This window comes from Chitinophaga sp. 10T418 (assembly GCF_056394125.1).
In genome coordinates this window covers 45,917-67,078 of sequence record NZ_JBFTHG010000007.1, presented here as the reverse complement: position 1 = coordinate 67,078, position 21,162 = coordinate 45,917, and the positions used below count along the sequence as shown (strand labels likewise).

At 42.2% G+C, this 21,162-nt stretch carries 22 protein-coding genes; 16 read left to right on the top strand and 6 right to left on the bottom strand.

The annotated features are described in order from the left end of the window. Window positions 1–8 precede the first annotated feature (8 nt). Window positions 9–1,520 carry a glycosyltransferase gene (locus AC1DCV_RS21135; RefSeq protein ID WP_477025032.1) on the bottom strand — a complete coding sequence of 504 codons (1,512 nt, stop codon included), beginning with the start codon at window positions 1,518–1,520 and terminating at the stop codon, window positions 9–11. 217 nt (window positions 1,521–1,737) lie between these two features. Next, a complete protein-coding gene (locus AC1DCV_RS21130) occupies window positions 1,738–3,570 on the bottom strand; it encodes an ABC transporter ATP-binding protein (RefSeq protein ID WP_477025031.1) in 1,833 nt (610 codons plus the stop codon). 196 nt (window positions 3,571–3,766) lie between these two features. Between AC1DCV_RS21130 and rbfA the strand changes: the two genes are divergently transcribed. Next, window positions 3,767–4,147 (top strand): 30S ribosome-binding factor RbfA, encoded by a 381-nt coding sequence (rbfA, locus tag AC1DCV_RS21125; RefSeq protein WP_441573120.1) that lies wholly within the window; start codon window positions 3,767–3,769, stop codon window positions 4,145–4,147. A gap of 102 nt (window positions 4,148–4,249) precedes the next feature. Continuing rightward, window positions 4,250–5,473, top strand: a complete 1,224-nt coding sequence (locus AC1DCV_RS21120) for an FtsX-like permease family protein (protein WP_477025030.1) — start codon at window positions 4,250–4,252, stop codon at window positions 5,471–5,473. 115 nt (window positions 5,474–5,588) lie between these two features. Here AC1DCV_RS21120 and AC1DCV_RS21115 read toward each other — a convergent pair whose 3' ends face one another. Further along, on the bottom strand, window positions 5,589–6,425 hold the full coding sequence (locus tag AC1DCV_RS21115; RefSeq protein WP_477025029.1) for a transketolase: 837 nt from the start codon (window positions 6,423–6,425) through the stop codon (window positions 5,589–5,591). A 388-nt stretch (window positions 6,426–6,813) separates the two neighbouring features. Here AC1DCV_RS21115 and AC1DCV_RS21110 point away from each other — a divergent pair, with 388 nt between their 5' ends. Together AC1DCV_RS21110 and frr are read left to right on the top strand one after the other, a co-directional pair. Then, complete coding sequence (locus AC1DCV_RS21110; protein WP_477025028.1) at window positions 6,814–7,731, top strand: MraY family glycosyltransferase; 918 nt, start codon at window positions 6,814–6,816, stop codon at window positions 7,729–7,731. A gap of 122 nt (window positions 7,732–7,853) precedes the next feature. Then, window positions 7,854–8,417 carry a ribosome recycling factor gene (frr, locus tag AC1DCV_RS21105; RefSeq protein WP_441573124.1) on the top strand — a complete coding sequence of 188 codons (564 nt, stop codon included), beginning with the start codon at window positions 7,854–7,856 and terminating at the stop codon, window positions 8,415–8,417. Between the two features lie 101 nt (window positions 8,418–8,518). Here the strand turns inward: frr and AC1DCV_RS21100 are convergent, their stop codons facing one another. After that, window positions 8,519–9,424 carry a DMT family transporter gene (locus AC1DCV_RS21100; RefSeq protein WP_477025027.1) on the bottom strand — a complete coding sequence of 302 codons (906 nt, stop codon included), beginning with the start codon at window positions 9,422–9,424 and terminating at the stop codon, window positions 8,519–8,521. 117 nt (window positions 9,425–9,541) lie between these two features. On the opposite strand from AC1DCV_RS21100, the gene AC1DCV_RS21095 reads away from it, so the two are divergent. The 12 genes from AC1DCV_RS21095 to AC1DCV_RS21040 all read left to right on the top strand — a co-directional run bounded on the left by AC1DCV_RS21095 (window position 9,542) and on the right by AC1DCV_RS21040 (window position 18,794). Further along, the gene (locus AC1DCV_RS21095) at window positions 9,542–10,288 is read left to right on the top strand and encodes a PPK2 family polyphosphate kinase (RefSeq protein WP_477025026.1); all 747 of its coding nucleotides are present in this window, start codon (window positions 9,542–9,544) and stop codon (window positions 10,286–10,288) included. A 75-nt stretch (window positions 10,289–10,363) separates the two neighbouring features. Beyond that, a complete protein-coding gene (gene mscL / locus AC1DCV_RS21090; RefSeq protein ID WP_477025025.1) occupies window positions 10,364–10,792 on the top strand; it encodes a large conductance mechanosensitive channel protein MscL in 429 nt (142 codons plus the stop codon). Between the two features lie 92 nt (window positions 10,793–10,884). Beyond that, entirely contained in the window at window positions 10,885–11,838 is a 954-nt protein-coding gene (locus tag AC1DCV_RS21085) for a DUF3078 domain-containing protein (RefSeq protein ID WP_477025024.1), read from the top strand. A 137-nt stretch (window positions 11,839–11,975) separates the two neighbouring features. Next, window positions 11,976–12,770: a segregation and condensation protein A gene (locus AC1DCV_RS21080; protein ID WP_441573129.1), complete on the top strand. Its 795-nt coding sequence runs from the start codon at window positions 11,976–11,978 to the stop codon at window positions 12,768–12,770. After that, window positions 12,763–13,671, top strand: coding sequence for a helix-turn-helix domain-containing protein (locus AC1DCV_RS21075; protein ID WP_477025023.1), 909 nt, complete (start codon window positions 12,763–12,765; stop codon window positions 13,669–13,671). Before AC1DCV_RS21080 ends, AC1DCV_RS21075 begins: the two co-directional genes overlap by 8 nt. Before the next feature lie 104 nt (window positions 13,672–13,775). Next, a complete protein-coding gene (locus AC1DCV_RS21070) occupies window positions 13,776–14,648 on the top strand; it encodes a pirin family protein (RefSeq protein ID WP_477025022.1) in 873 nt (290 codons plus the stop codon). Between the two features lie 34 nt (window positions 14,649–14,682). Further along, window positions 14,683–15,207 (top strand): YceI family protein, encoded by a 525-nt coding sequence (locus AC1DCV_RS21065; protein ID WP_441573132.1) that lies wholly within the window; start codon window positions 14,683–14,685, stop codon window positions 15,205–15,207. A 98-nt stretch (window positions 15,208–15,305) separates the two neighbouring features. Then, complete coding sequence (locus AC1DCV_RS21060) at window positions 15,306–15,935, top strand: NAD(P)H-dependent oxidoreductase (RefSeq protein WP_477025021.1); 630 nt, start codon at window positions 15,306–15,308, stop codon at window positions 15,933–15,935. A gap of 173 nt (window positions 15,936–16,108) precedes the next feature. After that, the gene (locus tag AC1DCV_RS21055) at window positions 16,109–16,519 is read left to right on the top strand and encodes an OsmC family protein (RefSeq protein ID WP_089891713.1); all 411 of its coding nucleotides are present in this window, start codon (window positions 16,109–16,111) and stop codon (window positions 16,517–16,519) included. A 213-nt stretch (window positions 16,520–16,732) separates the two neighbouring features. Further along, a complete protein-coding gene (locus AC1DCV_RS21050; RefSeq protein ID WP_477025020.1) occupies window positions 16,733–17,446 on the top strand; it encodes a pirin family protein in 714 nt (237 codons plus the stop codon). Window positions 17,447–17,564: 118 nt separating this feature from the next. Beyond that, window positions 17,565–18,290 carry an HAD family hydrolase gene (locus tag AC1DCV_RS21045; protein WP_477025019.1) on the top strand — a complete coding sequence of 242 codons (726 nt, stop codon included), beginning with the start codon at window positions 17,565–17,567 and terminating at the stop codon, window positions 18,288–18,290. A 135-nt stretch (window positions 18,291–18,425) separates the two neighbouring features. Then, window positions 18,426–18,794 carry a hypothetical protein gene (locus AC1DCV_RS21040; protein ID WP_477025018.1) on the top strand — a complete coding sequence of 123 codons (369 nt, stop codon included), beginning with the start codon at window positions 18,426–18,428 and terminating at the stop codon, window positions 18,792–18,794. Between the two features lie 11 nt (window positions 18,795–18,805). Here the strand turns inward: AC1DCV_RS21040 and AC1DCV_RS21035 are convergent, their stop codons facing one another. Both AC1DCV_RS21035 and AC1DCV_RS21030 read right to left on the bottom strand, forming a co-directional pair. Beyond that, the gene (locus AC1DCV_RS21035) at window positions 18,806–19,951 is read right to left on the bottom strand and encodes a PAS domain-containing protein (protein WP_477025017.1); all 1,146 of its coding nucleotides are present in this window, start codon (window positions 19,949–19,951) and stop codon (window positions 18,806–18,808) included. Window positions 19,952–20,045: 94 nt separating this feature from the next. Then, a complete protein-coding gene (locus tag AC1DCV_RS21030; protein ID WP_477025016.1) occupies window positions 20,046–21,092 on the bottom strand; it encodes a 2Fe-2S iron-sulfur cluster-binding protein in 1,047 nt (348 codons plus the stop codon). Window positions 21,093–21,162: the final 70 nt, after the last annotated feature.

Below are 21,162 nucleotides of genomic sequence, written 5' to 3'. Positions count from 1 at the left end.
ATGAGTTATCAGCAGGCTGCTACTTTCTTATTACGCAACTGGCGTACTGCCAGGTAAATTAATCCCGCTCCTGCCAGGCTTACCAAACTACCCACACCGATATTGCGCGCCTGCTTTTTACTGATAGCAGGGAGCTTAATACCAAATTTCGAAGGACTTGCCTGCGCTATATCCAGCAGTGGCGCGAGTGACAGCCCACTGATGATTTTGTCGGCAACCTTTTCTACAATTTCGCCATGGTACTGTGGACAAAAAGCAACGCCTATGCCTGCTTCTGCCAGCAGCTGGCTGTCTTGCTTCCCCTCTCCCACGTAAATGATATTTTGTGTATTAATGTGATATTGCTGCGCTATATAGGGGAACACATTGCTCTTGTTATAATGGTCGCCTTTCATAAAATAATCTGCTGCGGAAAATTCACCGGTGGCTACACTATTGACCAGATGTAATTTATTGGCAAATACGAAATCCATTCCCAGCTTGTTTTTTATATGGCGGGCCACAGTTCCGAATCCATCTGTGATGAGGCCACAGGCATACCCTCTTTTTTTCAATTCCTGCACTATTTCCCTGAAACCAGGTACTAAAGGAATCGCATCTGCTATCTCCAGCATCTCCGCAATATTGCGTCCTTCAAAGAGCGTGGCGCTCAATTTCATTCGGGTCAAAGCATCATGACGGCCAGCCAGGATATCCTGCAGGGCTTCTTCTTTGTCAAATGCAGTGGCCGCCCATTGCAGGTAGTTCTGAGTGAATACTGCATGGTCCAGGTTGAAGATGACCATCTTCTGTAATTTATCAATAGACTCCAGGATGGAATATTCCATCTGCTCTCGTATCAGGTTAATATTACCAAGGGTTTCCAGGTTTTCCTGCGGTATATTTTCTGCTTTGCGTAGAATAGTGCGGGATACTTCTCTCGACATTTTGCTCAGCTGTTCCCAGGTTTGCATGGCATTTTCGATCTTCCCGATATTCGCTTCTGTAATACGTGCCCCCAAATGGTGCATATCTATCAGCAGGCCAATATCTACGCCGTAATCATTCTCAAAATGCACACGTGACAGGAATGATTTCCGTGCTGCAATCATACCGCTGAGTGGTTGCTGAAAATGGGAAAGCTCCGGATATAATATACTAAGCAGCGGCTTGGCCACCAATTGGGTGACCCTGCCTGCCTGCCGTTCAAAGTAGGATTTGACGAAGTCGGCTTCATCTTTTTCTATAGGACCAGTTAATAGGTCTATAATATTGTCGGGGTAAGTAAGGATGTCACCGTCTACGTAAGCAATAATATCATGTTTGGCTGCCATCATGCCTTCACGCATGGAAATTCCCTTTCCGCGCTGGCTGCTGGTAATTACCCTCACCTGCTCTTTCATGGCCTCTTCTACAGTGTTGTCTGTAGAGTTATCATCCACTACAATGATCTCAATTTTACGGGACGTTTTTTTTACGGTTTTAATAACCTGGCGTATGGTAGCACCTTCGTTTAATACAGGAATTACGATAGATATCATAGGAGTTCGCTATGTTAAAAGGTTAAAAAATAAGTGCTGCAAAGAGCTGGTGTTGGCATTGTCAGGGCGCAACAATAACAAAAACCGTACCCATTACCACTATCTTTTCAGAAGATAATATAAAGGAAACACAGATGGGGACTGATTAAACGCAGTACGTCCCGCATTTTTGCGGGACGTACTGCGTTTTCGTTTACGCTTTAACGTTAGGAATCCTTTATTTAAACTCCTGCATTTCTACTAACTTATGATAGATGCCATGCTGCTGCAATAGCTGGTCATGTGTACCGCGTTCTTTGATTTCTCCCTTGTCCATTACAATAATTTCATTGGCATGTTGTATGGTACTCAGTCGGTGTGCAATTACAATGGTAGTGCGGTTTTGCATTAGTTTGTCCAACGCCGCCTGTACCAGTTTTTCAGATTCGGTATCCAGGGCAGAAGTAGCTTCATCCAATATAAGAATGGGAGGATTTTTAAAAATGGCTCTTGCAATAGTCAGACGCTGGCGCTGTCCCCCACTGAGTTTCAGTCCGCGGTCACCAATGAAGGTATCGTAGCCATGATCCAGCTGCTCAATAAATTCATGGGCATTGGCAATTTTTGCGGCAGCTATAATCGCCTCCCTGTCAGCATTTGGCTGGCCAAAGGCAATGTTGTTGATCACTGAATCATTAAACAAAATTGCCTCTTGTGACACCACGCCGATCAGGCCGCGCAGGTCATGTACTTTAAGGTCGCGGATATCGGTGCCGTCTATACGGATGGCTCCATCATTGACGTCATAAAAACGCGGTAAAAGGTCGGCCATGGTAGACTTTCCGGCACCACTACGTCCAACGAGGGCAATCATCTGTCCCTTATTAATTTGCAGCTGAATATTTTTCAGCACATACTGTTGTTCGTATTTAAAGGATATGTTGTCGAATTGAACAAGGCTGTTAAATTCTTTTACAGGTTGTGCATTGGGCTTCTGCTGAATAGTCACTGGTGCATCCAGTATCTTAAAGATCCGCTCACTTGATACCATTCCTTTTTGGATGGTGGTAATAGAAGTAGATACATTTTTAGCCGGCGTCATAATCTGTGAATAGAAAACCAGGTAAGTCATGAAAGTAGCGCCGGTGAGCAGTTCGCTGCCGGACAGCACCAGTGAACCACCATAAATAACCAGGATGATAATTACGATTACGCCCAGTATTTCGGAGATAGGAGATGCCAGTTCCCGTTGGTTATACATAGACTTACTGACTTTCACAAACCGGTTGTTTACTTCTCCGAATTTATTTTTCATAAAGCGCTCTGCGGTAAATGACTGGATAATCCTTATGCCACTGAGTGTTTCTTCTGTAACAGACAAGATTTTGCCCAGCAGATCCTGGCTGAATTTGCCTTTTAATTTCAGTTTTTTCGAAACATATGAAATCAGCAAACCGGAAACAGGGAAGAAAACGATGGTAAACAGGGTCAATTTTACAGAGATATAAAACAATGCTGCAAAATAGCCAATGATAATGAACGGATCACGCAGGAGCGTTTGAACAGCATTAATCACACTGTTTTCAATTTCCTGTACATCGTTGGTCATGGAAGATAACAGATCTCCCTTTTGTTGCTCGCTGTAAAAGGAGAGTGATTGATCCGTAAATCTTTCATACAGGCGGGTGCGTAACCGGGAAAGGACTGTCATTTTCAGGCGTACCATTACCCGCGCGCTCATATATCGGCCAAAGTTGGCGATGACTACACATATTCCAATAACTGCGCAAACAAAGTATAAAGCACTTAGCTTGGAGCCGCTGGCTTTGATAAAGTCGTAGAAGTAATAATAAAACAGGTCTATAAAGTAGTTAATCGAAAAAGTGAAGTGTGGTGCCGTTACTACTTTTGGGACTTCATCTACCTGATTAAAAATAACCGTTAGCAACGGAATTAACATAGCAAAATTGACCATACCGAATATGATACCGATCAATGTGTAGATGACATATTCCGGAAAATAATGATGTAAAGGGGTCGCAAATCTTAGTAATCGCTTGAACGTCTTCATTCCTGTTGCTTTTAAACTGCTGGCAAAAATAGCATAAATACGATATGTCGGGGTTTAATTGCCACTATTCTTTGCAGGAAAAGGTTAATTTCGCATCTGACGGGCTGCTGGCAGCCTGTTAAGGTTTGGCGCTGTGCTGTAAAAATGCTATTATCGTACAGAGGCCCCTTTTTACTAACGATTAAAACTGAATGAGATGCAGGAAACTAAAAGGCAGAAGCAAATAGGACAATTAGTGCAACAGGAACTAAGTGGTATTTTTCAGCGGATGGGATTTAATGTGGTAGATGGAGGAATGATATCTGTTGCTGCTGTAAAAATGACGCCTGATCTGCTGGAGGCTAAAGTATACCTGAGCATGTTTCAGATTAAGGCCCCTGCTGAGATGCTGGAGCGTATCAAGGAAAGAATGGGCGAAATAAAGAAATCGCTTGGAATAGGTTTGGGCAAACAATTGCGCAGAATACCTGATGTGAGCTTCTTCCTGGATGATACCCTGGACTATGTGTTCAAGATGGAAGAGCTGTTTAAAAAGATCAAGGAAGACGATGCAAATATTAAGGATGGCAATAAATAGCATTACGAATTACGGATTTGTGCGTAGATAGTAAACGCAAATACCACTATCCGCTTATATCTACCCATAAATCCGTAATTCATAATTCGTAATTCTAACGCTATGGTTTGGCAATTTGCTTCCCGTTACTTCCGGGCTAAAAAATCTACGAATGCTATTAATATCATTGCCTGGGTAAGTGTGGTGGCGATTGCAGTAGGGGCAGGAGCCCTGATTGTGATATTAAGTGTATTTAATGGTTTTGAAGGCCTTGTAAAATCCCTGTACTCGTCTTTTTATCCTGCTATAAAAATTGCGCCTGCCAGTGGAAAAACGATTCTCCTCACTCCTGCTCAGCTACAACAGATAGCAGCCGTTCCGGGCGTAGCTCATTTTTCGGAAGTAATAGAAGAAAAAGCCGTACTGCGCTACGGTGACGAGCCTACGATTGCTGTTTTGAAGGGAGTAGACAGTGGTTATAATAATGTAACAGATGTTAAAAGCAATATTGTAAGAGGACGCTTTGACACCGGAGACAGTGTTGCTTACCGGGCTGTGCTGGGATTGGAGCTGGAAGGAGCCCTCGGAGTGGATGTTGTACATAGTCTGGCACCTGTAACGGTATACCTGCCACGCAGGAATGTAAATGCCTTTGTTACGCCGGAGGACGCCCTGAATAATGGGGTATTATATMCTACAGGAACGTTTGCTATCCAACAGGAGTTTAACAGTAAGTATGTGATTACCAATATTGAATTCCTGCGTAAGCTACTGGAGTTGGGTGATGATGAAATGTCGGCGCTGGAAATCGGGGCACGGACAGGGGTAAACGAAAAGCTGTTGAAAGAAAAACTGGAGCAGGTACTGGGCAAAGGGTATAAGGTGCAAACACGTTATGAACAGAACCAATCGCTATATGCCATTATGCAAACAGAAAAGTGGGCAGTATATGTGATACTCAGTTTTATTATGATCATTGCGGCATTCAATATGATTGGCTCTTTGTATATGTTGGTGATAGAGAAACAAAAAGACATTACTATTCTAAAGGCCATGGGCGCGCGTAAATCCCTGATCATGCGTATTTTCCTGGCGGAAGGACTCATCATAGCCGGAATAGGTACGGTGGTGGGTTTTGGGTTAGGTATTTCATTTTGCCTGTTACAGCAGCGATTTGGTATTATTAAACTGGAAGGCACCTCATTTCTGGTAGATGCTTATCCGGTAAGTATGCATGCAGAAGATTTTGGATTAGTATTTATTACTATTATGGTGATAGGAATAGCGGCCAGTTGGTATCCAGCAAGAAGGGCAGCTGTAGAAGCTATAACACTAAAGGCAACATGATAAAAAAACACGATTATTTCCTACTTGATAAACAGGGCATAGTCTTTAAAAATAATTAAAAAGGGTTCGTATAATAGTTATACGAACCCTTTTTAATTATTTTTAAAGACTATGCTTAGTAGTCACCTAGTGTTTCAGGTAATTGTGCCAATGCTTTTGCCAGTTGTTCATCACTTGGAGCAATACCGTGCCATTCGTGATGTCCTTCCATGAAGTCAACACCTTGACCCATTACGGTTTTCATGATGATAGCAATGGGTTTACCCTGACCAGTAAAGCTTTTAGCTTTTTCTAGTGTAGCCACAACGTCATCCATATCATTACCATTCATGTGAAGTACATGCCATCCGAATACTTCGAATTTAGCACCTACATCTCCCAGTCCGGCAACATCATCAGTAGTCCCATCTATCTGTTGACCATTAAGATCTACCGTGATGATAAGATTATCTACTTTGTGGTGTGGCGCAAACATCACAGATTCCCAGATCTGTCCTTCTTCCAGCTCGCCATCTCCGTGAAGAGAGAACACCAGGTTTTTATCGTTGTTAAGTTTTTTTGCAAGTGCTGCGCCTATGGCCACGCTCATGCCCTGGCCCAGTGAGCCGGAAGCAATACGTACACCGGGTAAGTGTTCGTGGGTGGTGGGATGCCCCTGCAGGCGGGAGTTCAGCTTACGGAAAGTACTCAGTTCCTGTACGGGAAAGTATCCTGAACGAGCCAGGGCACTGTAGAAAACAGGAGATATGTGACCATTGGAGAGGAAGAACAGGTCCTGATTTTTACCATCCATATCAAAAGGAACAGGCTTATGGTCCATTATCTTGAAATATAGTGCAGTTAGAAAGTCTGCACAACCTAATGATCCTCCCGGATGTCCGCTTTGAACACCATGTACCATCCGTACAATATCTCTTCTAACCTGAGTAGCAATATCTTTGAGCTGTGGCATGATAGTTGTTAATTTTTGTGCCGCAAAACTAATAGAATTTCGTAGAATTTGTGGCTGTTGAACTTTTTTTTTGCGATCTCAAAGTATTAAAAAAGTTGATTTTTTTAACGTTTCTTTTCACATTTCATTGAAATTAATATCTTTGCACAATTAAGCCCCACTAATGGAGAATGTATTAATTGCTACCGTCCTAAGTTTTGTGGTTACCTATTTTTCAATTCCAATACTTATCAGAGTCGCGGAATTAAAGCATTTATACGACGAACCGGACGAACGAAAGACGCATAAACAGCGTATACCAACACTCGGGGGAATTGGTTTTTTCTCCGGATTTATAATTGCAGCTGCTATCTGTGTACCCGCAATGGCTAATTCGCCATTTCAGTATATGATGGCTGCATTCTTTATTATTTTCATGGTAGGTATGAAAGATGATATCGTAGGGTTGTCTCCGTTAAAAAAATTAATTGGACAACTGGCGGCATCTTTTGCTATTATTTACCTGGGCAATCTTCAGCTCACCAGTATGTATGGGTTCATGGGAATCTATACATTGCCTCCCAATATCAGCCTTATGCTGACGTATTTCACCTTTATAGTAGTAATAAATGCCTTTAACCTGATAGATGGTGTAGATGGACATGCCGGTAGCATTGGATTACTGGTAAGTGCTGTGCTGGGTGCTTATTTCCTGCACGTGGGTGAAACTACGTATGCTGTAATAGGTTTTGCATTGGCAGGCGGTTTGGCTAGTTTCCTGATTTATAATATCTCTCCTGCCCGCATTTTTATGGGCGATACGGGATCCTTACTGATCGGGTTGGTTAATGCGGTGCTGATTCTTAAATTTATAGATGTAGCAGGAAATCCTGTTGGTAAGATGCCTATTGCGGCTACACCAGCAGTTGCTTTTGCCATTCTGATAGTACCATTATTCGATACTTTACGCGTATTTGCGGTGCGTATGATACAGGGAAGATCTCCTTTCTCTGCCGACAGAAACCACATCCATCACTACCTGCTTGACTTAAAGCTGAACCACAGGCAAACCACGCTCGTTTCCGTAGCTATTAATGCTTCTTATATACTCGGCGCATTTGTGTTACAGGGAATGGGAGCCACCTGGTTATTGATGGTGGTAATTGGTTCTGCCACCTTCTTTACAGGTATGTTATACCTGGCCCGCAGAAGATCACTGGCTATCCAGGCTATACCTGAACCGGTTGTGCAGCCTGTAGCAACAGTGGCAAAAGAATCTACCAAAATATTACGTGTTACAACAGACGGTGTGCTACAGGATAAATAATTATTTCCGGATAATTTACTGTTAAGGCTTATTGCAAGCATTTCTCCTTCCATTATCATGGAGCGTTACTTTGACGATTAAAAGAAAACCTGTAGGTTTGCACGCACTTAACTATTTATGTTATGCAAGATGATCTAACGCTTATCATTGATGAGGCAGCAGACTCGATGAAAAAAGCAATCGGGCACCTGGAATTGGAGCTTACAAAAATCAGAGCCGGAAAAGCTAATCCGCAGATACTGGATGGCATTTTCGTTGACTATTATGGCGCGCCAACTGCACTGAACCAGGTTGCTAACGTGAGTGTTGCTGATGCCCGTACCCTGACAATACAACCATGGGAAAAAAACATGCTGCAGCCTATTGAAAGGGCTATTATCGCATCTAATATTGGTCTTAATCCACAAAATGACGGTATCATCATCCGTTTATTCCTCCCCCCGCTGACAGAAGAGCGCAGGAAGGAATTTGTGAAAAGAGTAAATAATGAAGGCGAACAGGCAAAAGTAGCTGTACGGAGTATCCGCCGCGATGCTATTGAATCTGTAAAGAAATTACAAAAAGACGGTTTAAGTGAAGATACTGCCAAGGATGCCGAAGCAGAAATTCAGACAATGACCGACAAACATAGCGTGTTAATTGACAAACACTGCGAAGTGAAAGAAAAAGAAATCATGGCAATTTAAGGCGTCGGGATTTCCCATCTGCTTTCAGCCAGTAAATATTAAAGCGGAGATATCAATGGATGCTTATCCATTGATATCTCCGCTTCTTTTATCCAGGTGGTTTACTTTACCTGCTCCTGAATTTTCTCCACCGGTGCTTTGTTGGCACTGTTTACCAGGTACACACCCAGTAAAATGATCCCCATACAGAGTACCTGCACCCAGGTAATAGGTTCATGTGCCAGTAGTCCCCAACCAACAGCTACTAACGGTAACGCATATGCTACCATAGACGCCAGTACCGATCCGGCGCGTTTAATTAACAGGAAAAACAGCACTGCCGCTATACCGGTACCCATTACACCCAGTACAAGGCCCGCGGAAAGCGATCGCCATGGCGCATTCGGTTGTGTAAATTGTGGGAAGAAGTTGCTGAACCATAATATCGGGAAAGTGAGTATGGCACAAAAAAACATGGCAATAGAGCCCAGTTGGAGAGAAGAGAAGCCCTTAAGCGTATTGTGTACCAGACTGATGTTGATGCCATAGCTGATGGTAGCCAGGATCACCAGGAAGGCATAATACCAATGCTCGTTGGTGCTGATCCCTTTGGAGGTAAAAAGCAATACAACGCCTGCTAACCCAACAAATATACCTGTGAGCTGTGCCTTTTTAAATGGACTTTTAAAAATGATAATGCCTGATAGTAAAGCCATCAATGGGACGAGTGCATTTAAAATACCGGCAAGCGAGCTATCAATTTCTGTTTCTGCCAAACAAAAAAGAAAAGCCGGGATACCATTACCCAGTACACCGGAAAGTAAAATAAGCGGTATTTTTTTTCCTGGCGTTTGTCGCAACGCCTTTGGTAAAAAAGGTAACAGCGCTAAGCCTGCCGCCACCAGCCTTAAACTGGCTACCTGGTAGGAGGTAAATGATTCCAGTCCAATCTTCATTAATATAAAGGAACTGCCCCAGGTGAGTGATAGCAAAACGAAAACTCCCCAATGAGCGAAACGTTGGTTCATAGTTATAAATTATGACTACAAAGGTGCAGGTATCGGGGGCATTCAACAAAATATAAATCGTGTTATCGCAACACTTCTGATTTGATTTTGTTAAATTTATTTATAAGAATGCAATACATGAGTAAAATCAAGTTGTCCGCGATCAGTACCACAGCGCCTAAAAAGCTGGATAAAGAAAAGATAAAGGCGAAAACCCGTGAGATTCTACAGGAACTCGATGAGCTACAAAACCTGCTTTATGCACAGCATAAACATAGTATACTATTGGTAGTACAGGGAATGGATGCCAGTGGAAAAGACGGTGTGATCAAAAATGTTACAGGTACACTGAACCCCCAGGGCTGTACGGTACACTCTTTTAAAGCTCCCAGTACAGAAGAATCAGAACATGATTTTTTATGGAGAGTACATCATCAGGCTCCGGGTAAAGGGATGATACAGGTGTTCAACCGTTCGCATTATGAAGATATCCTGATACAACGTGTGCACAAATGGATTGACGATAAAATGGTGCAAAAACGGATAGAGGCGATTAATGATTTTGAGAAATTGCTGACCGTTCACAATAATACCCATATCATAAAATGTTATCTGCATGTGTCACGGGAAGCACAGCAGCAACGCCTGGTTGAACGCACAGAAGATCCACGTAAGATGTGGAAGTATAACGAAAATGATCTGACGGAAGCCAAACTCTGGGATAAGTATATGGAAGCATATGAAGAGGCCATTAATCGCTGTAATTATGTACCATGGCTTATTGTGCCAGCCGATCAAAACTGGTATAAAGAATATTTGATAGCCCTAACGTTAAGGGATACACTGAAATCATTGCAAATGAAATATCCCCGTTTAAAGAAATAATGGGTTAATAATTAACGGCTTCGGGGATTATGCTTTATTTTTGTTCACTTATTTTAACCACTAAAACCTTGCATTATGTCGTTCATCAAAGAATTTAAAGAGTTTGCCATGAAAGGCAATGTAATGGATCTTGCTGTGGGTGTGATTATTGGAGCTGCGTTTGGAAAGATCGTTACATCTTTGGTAGATAATATTCTGATGCCCATAATAGGGTTAATCACCCATGGCAAGAATTTTAATGATCTCTTTGTATTGCTTGACACCAGTAAAGGAGAGTTTGCAACCTTGGCGGAAGCAAAGGCCAAAGGTGTGGGAGTATTTGCTTATGGCGCATTTATTCAGAGCATAATTGATTTCCTGATTATCGCTTTCTGTATTTTCCTGCTGGTAAAATTCATGAATAGACTGACCAAGAAAAAAGAAGAAGACCCTGCTCCAGCTGAATTATCTACACAGGAAAAACTGCTCACAGAAATTCGTGATGAACTGAAAAAATCAAAGTAAAAATCTTCATAAATACCCCCGCCATCATATTTCTTCCCGACCGGGAGAAATATGATGGTCATATACGTATACTCACCTTAAATATTAAATTGATGAAAAAATTCATTTTATCCATTGCCTGCTGTATGCTAATGCTTACAGCTGTACATGCACAAAATGACTGGATGAAGAAGTCACGGGAGGAAGCTGCCGGGAAAATTAAAAAAGACCCTATTGATCCTAATGACACCATTCCCAAACTATGGCGGAAAGGGATGAATATTAATGTAAATATTAACCAGGGATCATTGAGCAACTGGGCTGCAGGTGGAGATAATTTTTCTCTCTCTGTAGGTTCCAATCTATATGCCTGGGCATTCTATAAGAAAGGTAGGCGTTCCTGGGACAATGTGGCCGATCTTGCCTTTGCATATCTCAATACCACCAGTCTCGGAGGCCGTAAAAGTGATGACCGCATTGATCTGACCACCAAATATGGCTATGATATTGGCAACCATTGGTATGTAAGTGGATTGGTGAACTTACGTACACAATTTGCCAACGGCTATCTGTATCCAAATGATACCACAAAAACGTTATCGTCTAAATTCTTTTCACCGGCATATGTACTGGTGTCACCAGGTTTCGATTATAAACCGAATAATTCATTTTCTTTATTCCTCTCTCCTATTACATCCCGGTTTGTGTTTGTAATGGATGATTTTCTTTCAAAACAAGGAGCATACGGTGTAGATACAGGTAAACATTTTAAATATGAAATAGGTGCTTATTTGTCTGCCAATTATGTAAAGACTTTTGCGAAAAATATGACTTACAAGGGCCGGCTGGATCTTTTTTCAGACTACTTACATAATCCACAAAACATAGATGTGTTTTTCACCAATGCTCTGGAACTCAAAGTTAATAAGTGGATATCCGCTTTGTTGACAGTAGATATGATATATGATGATGATGTAAAAGTATTTGAAAATAAAGAAACTGGAGTAATGGGGCCACGACTGCAAATTAAGCAGGTAATAGGGGTTGGTTTTGCTGCGAAGTTTTGATTCGCGGGATTTTTGTTATTTTTGATATCGCACATAGGTACCGTGTATAAAAGAAGTCCGGATGTAGTGTATCCGGCATTCATTTCTCGCAGTGCCTTTGTGCGAATTCTTTTTAAACCAAGTATTAAATACATTACGTGAGCGAGCAAGCACCTGTCTATAAGATCAAATTACCGCAATTTGAAGGTCCTTTTGACCTGTTGCTGTTCTTCATCGAGCGTGATGAACTGGATATTTACAATATTCCCATCAACACCCTGACGCAGGATTTTCTGGCCTATATTCATCATATTGAATCGTTGAATATTGAGCTGGCGAGTGAGTTCATTCTTTTTGTGTCTACCCTGATGCGCATCAAAGCAAAGATGCTGTTACCGCGTAAAGAGGTAGATGAACAGGGAAATGAAATAGATCCGCGCATGGAGCTGATAGACAAAATCCTGGAGTATAAACGCTATAAGCTGGCTGCGGCCGAATTGGCTGAAATGGAAGCCGATCGTATGCTGCAGATTAAGCGTGGAAATATAGCCAAAGAACTGGCTGAAATCGGAGAAGCTACCAGTGAAGGTACAGAGGTACAGACGCTTACCCTCTTTAAGTTGACCAAAACCTTTGAAAAGGTGATGCAGCGCATGAAAGAGCGCGATAATAAGCCCCAGCACGTAGTATATAAGTATGACTATACTATGGAAGGCTCCAGGATGTATATGGAAGAATTAGCAAGGGCAGAGCGGACATTATCTTTCGAAAAAATATTTGATCACTGTAAAGACCGTGTACACGCGATATTCCTGTTCCTGAGTATGCTGGAACTGGTACAAATGAAGCACATGGGCATTATGGTGGGAGAAGGAAGAAACAACTTTATTATTGAATATATCGATCCTTCCGACAGGGAGGAAGAACCTGCAGGAACTTTAATAGATGGCTGAGAAACGTGAARATATCGGAATTGTTTCCTTACCGGAATACGCACATGTAGATCCAGGTTTTGTAGTATCTGGTCTTTGCGAATTAGGCGACAGCTTTTTTGACCAGATTGGTGTGCCCCACCGGCATGATTTCTACACCATTTACTGGATTAAGAAAGGTAAGCTGTTACATACTATTGATGCGGTTACATATGAAGTAAAAAAGAACACCCTTTTCTTTGTGGCGCCAGGACAGGTACATAATCTGCAGGCTACGGAAAAGATTGATGGATTCATGATTGCATTCCGGGATGCTTTTATGTGCTTAAAAGACCAGACGCAGGTATCGGGGATTAACTCCGGCCTGTTTTTTAATAGTCAGTTTAGCAGTGTAATACATCTCAATGATGAACAAGAGAAAGATATTGATGCTGTGGTTCGCCTGATGATGAAAGAATTAACCCTGCATGAACCTGAATATGAAATGGCCCTGCATGGCTTGCTGCGCTACTTCCTGGTGCTGGCATCACGTATTAAGGGGGAAAATGTGGGCATCTCTCCGGAGCAGCATGCCGTTCACAACAGTTCTGTCTTCCTGAAATTTAAAAATCTGATAGAAGAAAAGTACCAGGAGTTAAAAACGGTATCTGATTATGCCGGGTTATTGCATATAAAACCAGTATTGCTGAATGAAATCAGTAAACAGTTATCCGGAATTACGGCCGGGGAACACATCCGTAACCGCGTAATCCTTGAAGCCCAGCGTTATTTATACAATACAGATCTTACTGCTAAAGAAATAGCCTACAAGCTGGGTTTTGATGATCCCCACTATTTTAGCCGCTTTTTTAAAAAATATACCAACCAGAGCCCTTCCGAATTTAAAGAGGCCTCCCGCTCTTCTGCCAGCCCTTCTGCATAGGATTTCCGCGAATTTTAAAAAAAGTCCATCACTAGCGGCGTTTTATCCATTCTTGAAAGGTGTTACAACATGTACTTTTGTGTTGTCTTAAGGAGGCAAACAATATGAACACAAAAAAACATGTAAGCCAGATCGTAATTGCCGCCGCGCCACATATGGTAGGTGACGGTTTCAGGGTACAAAGCACTTTACCCGGAGGCACCCGTTCTGAAAACAACGTGATCAGCCCATTTATTATGATGGACTACGCCGCTCCCAACTATATACCACCAAGCCCAAGGCCTCGCGGTGTGGGCGAACATCCGCACAAAGGTTTTGAAACAGTTACCATCGTATACCAGGGCGAACTGGAACACCGGGATTCTACCGGTAGCCATGGATTTCTGTATCCTGGTGATGTACAATGGATGACTGCTGCAGGAGGAATTTTACATGAAGAGAAATATAGCGAAGCATTCACCAAAACAGGCGGTAAAGTAGAATTTGCCCAGCTGTGGGTAAATCTTCCCAAAGCATTTAAGCAGAACCCACCTGCCTATCAGAATCTGACTAAAGCGGAAATACCTGTAGTAAAGGTGAGTGAGGAAGGCTATGTAAGAGTAATTGCCGGAGAGTATAATGGTACTAAAGGCGCTGCTACTACTTTCTCACCTGTGAATGTGCTGGATGTACGTTTGAAGAAAGGTGACAGCATCACCTTCAGTGTAGTTGAACATTTCAATACAGTAGCGGTGGTTTTTCAGGGAGAAGCTGATATTAACGGACAACCGGTAAAAGCAGTGGAAACCGCTTTATTCGAAAAGAATGGTACCAGCATCACGATTACTGCTCTGAAAGACACTACTATGGTGGTGTTGAGCGGAGAGCCGATAGATGAACCCATTTTTGCATACGGTCCTTTTGTAATGAATACGGAAGAAGATATCAGAGTGGCTATTGACGAATACAACACCGGTAAAATGGGCGAATTACGCTAATCACTTATCTAACAATACTAAAACAAAAAACTATATGACAACCTGGAAAATTGATCCTTCACACAGTGATGTACAATTCAAAATCAAGCACCTGATGATTACGACCGTAACAGGTCAGTTTGCAAAATTTGAAGGTACCATGCAAACTGCTGATAATGATTTCAGCACTGCCAATATATCTTTCGAAGCAGACATCAACAGTATTTCCACACAGAATGCGCAGCGTGATGCACACCTGCAGGCAGCTGATTTCTTTGAAGCAGAGAAATATCCCAAGCTGACATTTGTATCTAAAGAAGTAAAGAAAATAGACGCAGATACTTTTAAACTGGTAGGTGATTTAACCATCCGTGATAATACCCGTCCGGTAGAACTGAATGTTGAATTCGGTGGAGAAGTAGTAGATCCATATGGTCAGACTAAAGCCGGATTTGAATTAAGCGGTAAAATTAACCGTAAGGATTTTGGTCTTACTTTCCACGCTACTACTGAAACCGGTGGTTTATTACTGAGTGATGAAGTGAGGTTACTGGCGAGTGTACAAATGATTAAGCAATAAAGCATTTTCATATCATTATTCAGATATGCTGTTCATTTACAGCCCTGTATCCCGGACAGCATATCTGAATAATAACAATGAAATAATATTTGAAGAAAATGGATATTTTAAATAAACTCGAATGGCGTTATGCCGTTAAAAAATTTGATCCGGCTAAGAAACTAAGTGCAGTACAGCTGGAGAGACTGGTGGCCGCAACAAGACTCTCAGCGTCTTCCTATGGCCTACAGCCATATAAGATCCTGATTGTGGAAAATCCGGCAGTGCGCGAGCAATTGAAATCGGCATCGAATAATCAGTCGCAGATAACAGATGCTTCACATCTGATTGTATTTGCGAGATATACAGATCTGAATGGCTCTCACGTAGATGACTATATGAATAATATGGCGGAAACGCGCAACATAGCTTCTGAGCAGCTGACAGGTTTTTCTGATATGATGAAAGGCACTGTTACCCGCTTAGGTGCAGAAGGAACAGCTATATGGAGCTCTAAACAGGCTTACCTGGCATTGGGTACCCTGCTGACTACAGCAGCCGTTGAAAATGTTGATGCCTGCCCAATGGAAGGCTTTGACGCTGCTAAATATGATGAAATTTTAGGACTTAAAGATAAGGGCCTTACTACCGTAGTAGTTGCTGGTGTAGGATTCAGAGCAGCCGATGATGCGATGCAACATGCTAAGAAAGTACGTAAACCAATAGCAGAATTGGTAGAAACGATATAGGAATCAATTGACAGGAACCATGCACAAGCCGCGCAATGTATTGCGCGGCTTTTTTGTGGGGATGATTTACCGGGTTTTGAAACGCAGGAAGCTCCGGCGTTTTTTATTGCCGATTAATTTGTAATTTGGGCCTCCGCACTGATTTTTCTAATGAGAAAAAATAAAAAATAAACATGAAAAGATTTGCATCTGCCAATTGGCAAGGTACCGGTAAAGAAGGTAAAGGCACTTTAACTTCTCAGTCAACTGTGTTAAACAAGACTCAGTACTCTTTCAGCAGCCGTTTTGAAGATGGTATTGGTACTAACCCTGAAGAACTGATTGCAGCAGCGCATGCTGGTTGCTTCACCATGAAACTGAGCTTTGTGATCACCGGAGCTGGTTTTACACCTGGTAACATTGATACCAAATGCACAATCACACTGGATAATGGTGCTATCACCAGCAGTCACCTGGAAGTAACTGCCAGCGTTGAAGGTCTGGATGCAGCAAAATTTGCTGAGTTTGTAGCAGACGCAGAAGCTAACTGCCCTGTAAGCAAACTGTTAAATGCTACCATTACTTCTGATGCGAAGCTGGTGTAAGTAAGCTAACAGCCAAAAGCTAAAAGCAGAAAGCTATTGAGCGAATGATCCAAGCAGATATGAAAGTATTTGTTTCGGTGATTCACCTTAATAGCTTTCTGCTTTTTGTTTTACACCTTCCGCTTTTTGTCCACACTTTTCAACAGATCATCCATTCTCCACGCGGGCGTTTATAGCGATATTTGTGATGTATTAAACAAAGGAGATTAAGTTATGAAAAAAGTTATTCATCGTGCAGATACCAGAGGATATGCTAACCACGGTTGGTTGAAGAGCCATCATACATTTAGTTTTGCTAATTTCTACGATCCTAACAGGATTCACTTTGGAGCATTACGCGTATTGAATGATGATGAAGTAAAGGGCGGAATGGGCTTTGGCGCTCACCCGCATGATAATATGGAGATCGTATCCATTGTATTGGATGGTGCATTGGAACACCGTGATAATACCGGTAAACAGGAAGTGATCCGCAAGAACGACGTGCAGATTATGAGTGCCGGAACAGGCGTGGTGCACTCGGAGTTCAACGCTTCAAAAACAGATGATGTCAACTTTCTGCAGATTTGGATAATACCGGCAGAGAGAAATGTCACTCCCCGGTATGATCAGAAAACATTTGATCCTGCTGCCCGTGAAAATGCTTTACAGGTAGTGGTTTCACCAGATAAAACAGCCGATGCCCTCTGGCTGCATCAGGAGGCCTGGTTTACCTTGGGCAAATTTGATGCGGGGAAAACAGTAGATATTACGCCTAAAGCAGCGGGAATAGGCAGTTATCTGTTCTTGCTGAGTGGGGAAATAAAAGTAGATGGTGAAGTATTGCAAACACGTGATGCGATTGGCTTGTCTGAGTATGACAAGGCTAACATTGAAGTCATTAAACCGGCAGAGTTTTTGCTGATAGATATACCAATGTTGAACTAATCATACACATTACTATATACTAACCCGTTACATCTAAAAAAGATCAGCCAATAAGGCTGGTCTTTTTTTCTATTTTTATTGAAATTATTATTAAACAGCCACTACAGAGACATCAGCCATGTTATTAGCAACAGATCTGGATGGTACTTTTTTAGGAGGTACCCCTGAAGATAAAGAACGCCTATATACACTGTTACATCATAATAAAAGTATACAACTGGTATTTGTAACAGGAAGGGGCATACGCAGTGTATTACAGTTATTGGAAGATACCGCATTGCCCCGGCCTGAATATATTATTGGCGATGTGGGCGCTACCGTTACGCACCTGCCTACCCTTGCAGCTGTAGAACCAGTGCAGTCAAATATTGCAGCCAGATGGCCTGGTGATCATGTGAGAGAAACACTGAAAACAGTAAGAGGATTATTACATCAGGAAGCACACCAGCAATACCGTTGTTCTTATTACTATGATGAAGGTACAGATATTGATGGCGCCAGACTGGTAGCTACTTCCCTGCAATGCGACCTCGTATTATCTGCCGGGAAATATCTCGATGTATTACCTGCCGGTGTTAATAAAGGATATACACTACAGCAATTATTGGAAGTATTGGCGTTGCCGCATCAACAGGTGTTGGTAGCAGGTGATTCTATGAATGATTATTCCATGTATGCAACAGGCTTTAAAGGTGTTGTGGTAGGTAATTCGGAGCCCGAATTAGTAGCGCGTACTGCTGCCATGGCGCATGTATTGCAGGCACGACGGGCAGGAGCCGGCGGCATACTGGAAGCCATGGATTTTTTTCCGGAGTTCGGTATTTATCTGCAAAAAGAAGGTTAAAAGTGGTGGGTGGAATAGAAAAAGATTGTACCTTAGAACAGGTCTTTACACGCAAATTAATATGGATATTGACAACAGCGTTTGGTATGATGAATAGCTTTTTAATCATCATTTAAATTGATAAATCAATACACCATGGAAATGACATCTCCCACCGAAGAACTGCACCAGCAGCTTAATTCCTGGAAAGAAGAAGTAAATGAAGTGAGAACTGAAGTAAAGATGATGCGGGACAGATTAGAGCAGATTTCACTTAGTAATGCATCCAGGGAAGTAATGACTAATGTTGAACATTTTGAAAACCGTTTACTACGCCAACGTGAGGTAGCAGATGAAATGCATCACGACATTAAGCAATGTGCTAAAAAGATATCAGATACGCCCGTAACTGTAATTCATGACGACCGGCCCGTGGATGATTTTGATACCATACAGCATCGTATGGAAATATTCCAGAAACTATATATAGCATTAAAAGAAGACTTCAATCATTTTGCTTTGTGAACTCAAAATGACTATTGAAGTTTTTTTACTTTATGCTCTATTTTATGAATGATCTCATCCAGCTGTTGTGTGGATTCATGTAGCCATTCCATAAGCTGGGAGTTGAGATGTCTGTCCTGGTTGCTTTTATCAAACAGGCCGGTAATGCTGAGTATGGAAACAACCGGACGACGTATTTCATGAGAATTGATCCAGGCTATTTCTTTCAATGTCCTGTTTTGTTCCTCCAACTGTATGGCTTGTTTTACGTGTTTGTCTATGTCCTGCATCATACCAATCATGCGCAAAGGCACCTTGTCTTCATATATGATAAAGGCACGGTCTACTACATATTTATAGCATCCGTCTGCGCATTGAAACCGGTATTCTTCTGACCAGTAATTAGAGCCGGCAGCAATACAGGTAGCGAGTGACGCATTGATCCTGGTATGATCGGCGGGATGTATGTTTTCCTGCCACCACTGTACGAGGTCCGTATTTTCGTTGTTGTTATACAGGAAGAGGTTTGACAAGCCGTGGTTCCAGGTAACCTGATTTGTAACCAGATTTTTATCATACACTGCATCGTTTGTTGCCTGTGCCAGCAGTTCATAGCGCATGCCCAGTTCTCTCGCTTCTTTGCTGGCTTTCACTTCGGCATCTACGTCTTTTGCCATAATAAAGCGGGCGTTCTTTCCGTAGTAGATAGCCGGTAATGAATATATTTCTACAAAAAAATTAGTGCCATCTTTTTTACGGTGCCGCCATATTCCTCGATACTCCGTGCCATTGCACCGTTCTGCTGCATTGTCAATCAAAAGCGGTATATCTTCCTTATTACGTATATCCTTCAGCGTTATTTCCATAAAATCCTTTCTGCTATACCCATATTTTTGAATGGCGGCATCATTAACAGAGAGGAAGCGCATAGTAGATTTTTCATAGATCCACATGGGAATCGGATATTCATTAAACAGGTGCTCAAATTGGAGGGAGCGTTGGTTACGCCAGCCGGAGGCAATAAAAAGTATGATGAAGATGCTGCCAGATATTAGAATGCTGCCGGCAAGCAAGAGGGCATGCTGTCCGGGTCCGATTTTTATGAGGAGATAGCTATTAATCAAAATGACAAGTAACAACAAACATAGACAAGCCATCTTTAATGGGGCATTCCGCATGACCTGATTTTAAAGATAATTTAGCCAAATTTTAACCAACAGAAAAATTATCTCAGAGTATTATGATTGATAGTATTTTTTATATTATAACTGGTCATAATTCAAGAATAATTTCATCACTTGCGGGATATCCTACGCAGGTAAGTACCAGTCCTTCTGCCAGCTCTTTATCTGTTAATACTTCATTGACAGGCATCCAAACTTTGCCACTTACACATTGGGCGGTACAGGAACCGCATACGCCTCCCTTGCAACTGTAAGGCAGCAGCACTTCGTTTGCCAGGGCATAGCTCAAAATGGTTTGATCACCTGGAATGGAGAGCTGATACTCCTGGTTACGATAACGTATCAGTACTTTTTTGAGGTGATGATCAGCAGGCAGCGGTGTTTTAGCAATCCGGGCATCGGTATTTACCACGAAGTTTTCCTTATGCAGTTGTGTTTCCGGAAAGCCCATAAATGTAAGGGTGAGCATAATGGTGCGCATATAGTCTGGTGGCCCGCAGAGGAAAAACTGTGCATCTTCGCGGTGGTAGCGTAGATGCGTTGTTACCAGTTGTTCCAGTAAAATATTATTGAGTCTTCTGTAGGTATGATGGCTATCCGGATCATTGCTGAAAAGATAAATAACCTGGAGTTGTTCGGGATATTGTGTTTGCCATAGCTGCAGTTGCTCATAGAAGATGGTTCTTTCCGGTGTGCTGTTACTATAAATGAGTTTAATATGCGCGTCCGGCTCTTCCCGCAGGATGTGTTTCAGCAACGAAAAAATGGGGGTAATGCCACTACCGGCAGCTAACAGGAAAATGTCTTTTACGGGTGTTGCCGTCTTTGCATAAGTAAAACGTCCGGAGGGTTCGAGTGCGGTAACGATATCTCCTTTTTTCCAGGAATGGATCAGGTGTCGGGATATTTCGCCATTTTCTTTTTCGCGGATGGTAACAGATAGGAATGGATCTACGCCGGGTGTAGAGCTGAATGAATAAGAACGTCTGTATTCCTTATTGTTGAGGGTAATAAGGAATGTCAGGAATTGTCCTGCGAGGTATTCCAGTGGCTCCGGTGTGGTATTCTCCAGTTGATAGGTGTAAGTACCGGGCGTTTCGCGTATGATATCCGTTATCCTGAGCTGAAAGTACATGGGCAGAAAATAATTACGAACTAATAATTACGAATTACGGATTTGGTGGGAGATGGTGAACGATTAATCG

Bases quoted from the DNA above. Each gene is read 5' to 3' on its own strand.
- AC1DCV_RS21060 (WP_477025021.1), top strand. From the start codon at position 15,306: ATGGATATTTTAAATAAACTCGAATGGCGTTATGCCGTTAAAAAATTT.
- frr (WP_441573124.1), top strand. From the start codon at position 7,854: ATGCAAGATGATCTAACGCTTATCATTGATGAGGCAGCAGACTCGATG.
- AC1DCV_RS21085 (WP_477025024.1), top strand. From the start codon at position 10,885: ATGAAAAAATTCATTTTATCCATTGCCTGCTGTATGCTAATGCTTACA.
- AC1DCV_RS21110 (WP_477025028.1), top strand. From the start codon at position 6,814: ATGATGGCTGCATTCTTTATTATTTTCATGGTAGGTATGAAAGATGAT.
- AC1DCV_RS21130 (WP_477025031.1), bottom strand. From the start codon at position 3,570: ATGAAGACGTTCAAGCGATTACTAAGATTTGCGACCCCTTTACATCAT.
- mscL (WP_477025025.1), top strand. From the start codon at position 10,364: ATGTCGTTCATCAAAGAATTTAAAGAGTTTGCCATGAAAGGCAATGTA.
- AC1DCV_RS21035 (WP_477025017.1), bottom strand. From the start codon at position 19,951: ATGCGGAATGCCCCATTAAAGATGGCTTGTCTATGTTTGTTGTTACTT.
- AC1DCV_RS21100 (WP_477025027.1), bottom strand. From the start codon at position 9,424: ATGAACCAACGTTTCGCTCATTGGGGAGTTTTCGTTTTGCTATCACTC.
- AC1DCV_RS21050 (WP_477025020.1), top strand. From the start codon at position 16,733: ATGAAAAAAGTTATTCATCGTGCAGATACCAGAGGATATGCTAACCAC.
- AC1DCV_RS21070 (WP_477025022.1), top strand. From the start codon at position 13,776: ATGAACACAAAAAAACATGTAAGCCAGATCGTAATTGCCGCCGCGCCA.
- AC1DCV_RS21040 (WP_477025018.1), top strand. From the start codon at position 18,426: ATGGAAATGACATCTCCCACCGAAGAACTGCACCAGCAGCTTAATTCC.
- AC1DCV_RS21135 (WP_477025032.1), bottom strand. From the start codon at position 1,520: ATGATATCTATCGTAATTCCTGTATTAAACGAAGGTGCTACCATACGC.
- AC1DCV_RS21115 (WP_477025029.1), bottom strand. From the start codon at position 6,425: ATGCCACAGCTCAAAGATATTGCTACTCAGGTTAGAAGAGATATTGTA.
- rbfA (WP_441573120.1), top strand. From the start codon at position 3,767: ATGCAGGAAACTAAAAGGCAGAAGCAAATAGGACAATTAGTGCAACAG.
- AC1DCV_RS21055 (WP_089891713.1), top strand. From the start codon at position 16,109: ATGAAAAGATTTGCATCTGCCAATTGGCAAGGTACCGGTAAAGAAGGT.
- AC1DCV_RS21030 (WP_477025016.1), bottom strand. From the start codon at position 21,092: ATGTACTTTCAGCTCAGGATAACGGATATCATACGCGAAACGCCCGGT.
- AC1DCV_RS21045 (WP_477025019.1), top strand. From the start codon at position 17,565: ATGTTATTAGCAACAGATCTGGATGGTACTTTTTTAGGAGGTACCCCT.
- AC1DCV_RS21065 (WP_441573132.1), top strand. From the start codon at position 14,683: ATGACAACCTGGAAAATTGATCCTTCACACAGTGATGTACAATTCAAA.
- AC1DCV_RS21095 (WP_477025026.1), top strand. From the start codon at position 9,542: ATGAGTAAAATCAAGTTGTCCGCGATCAGTACCACAGCGCCTAAAAAG.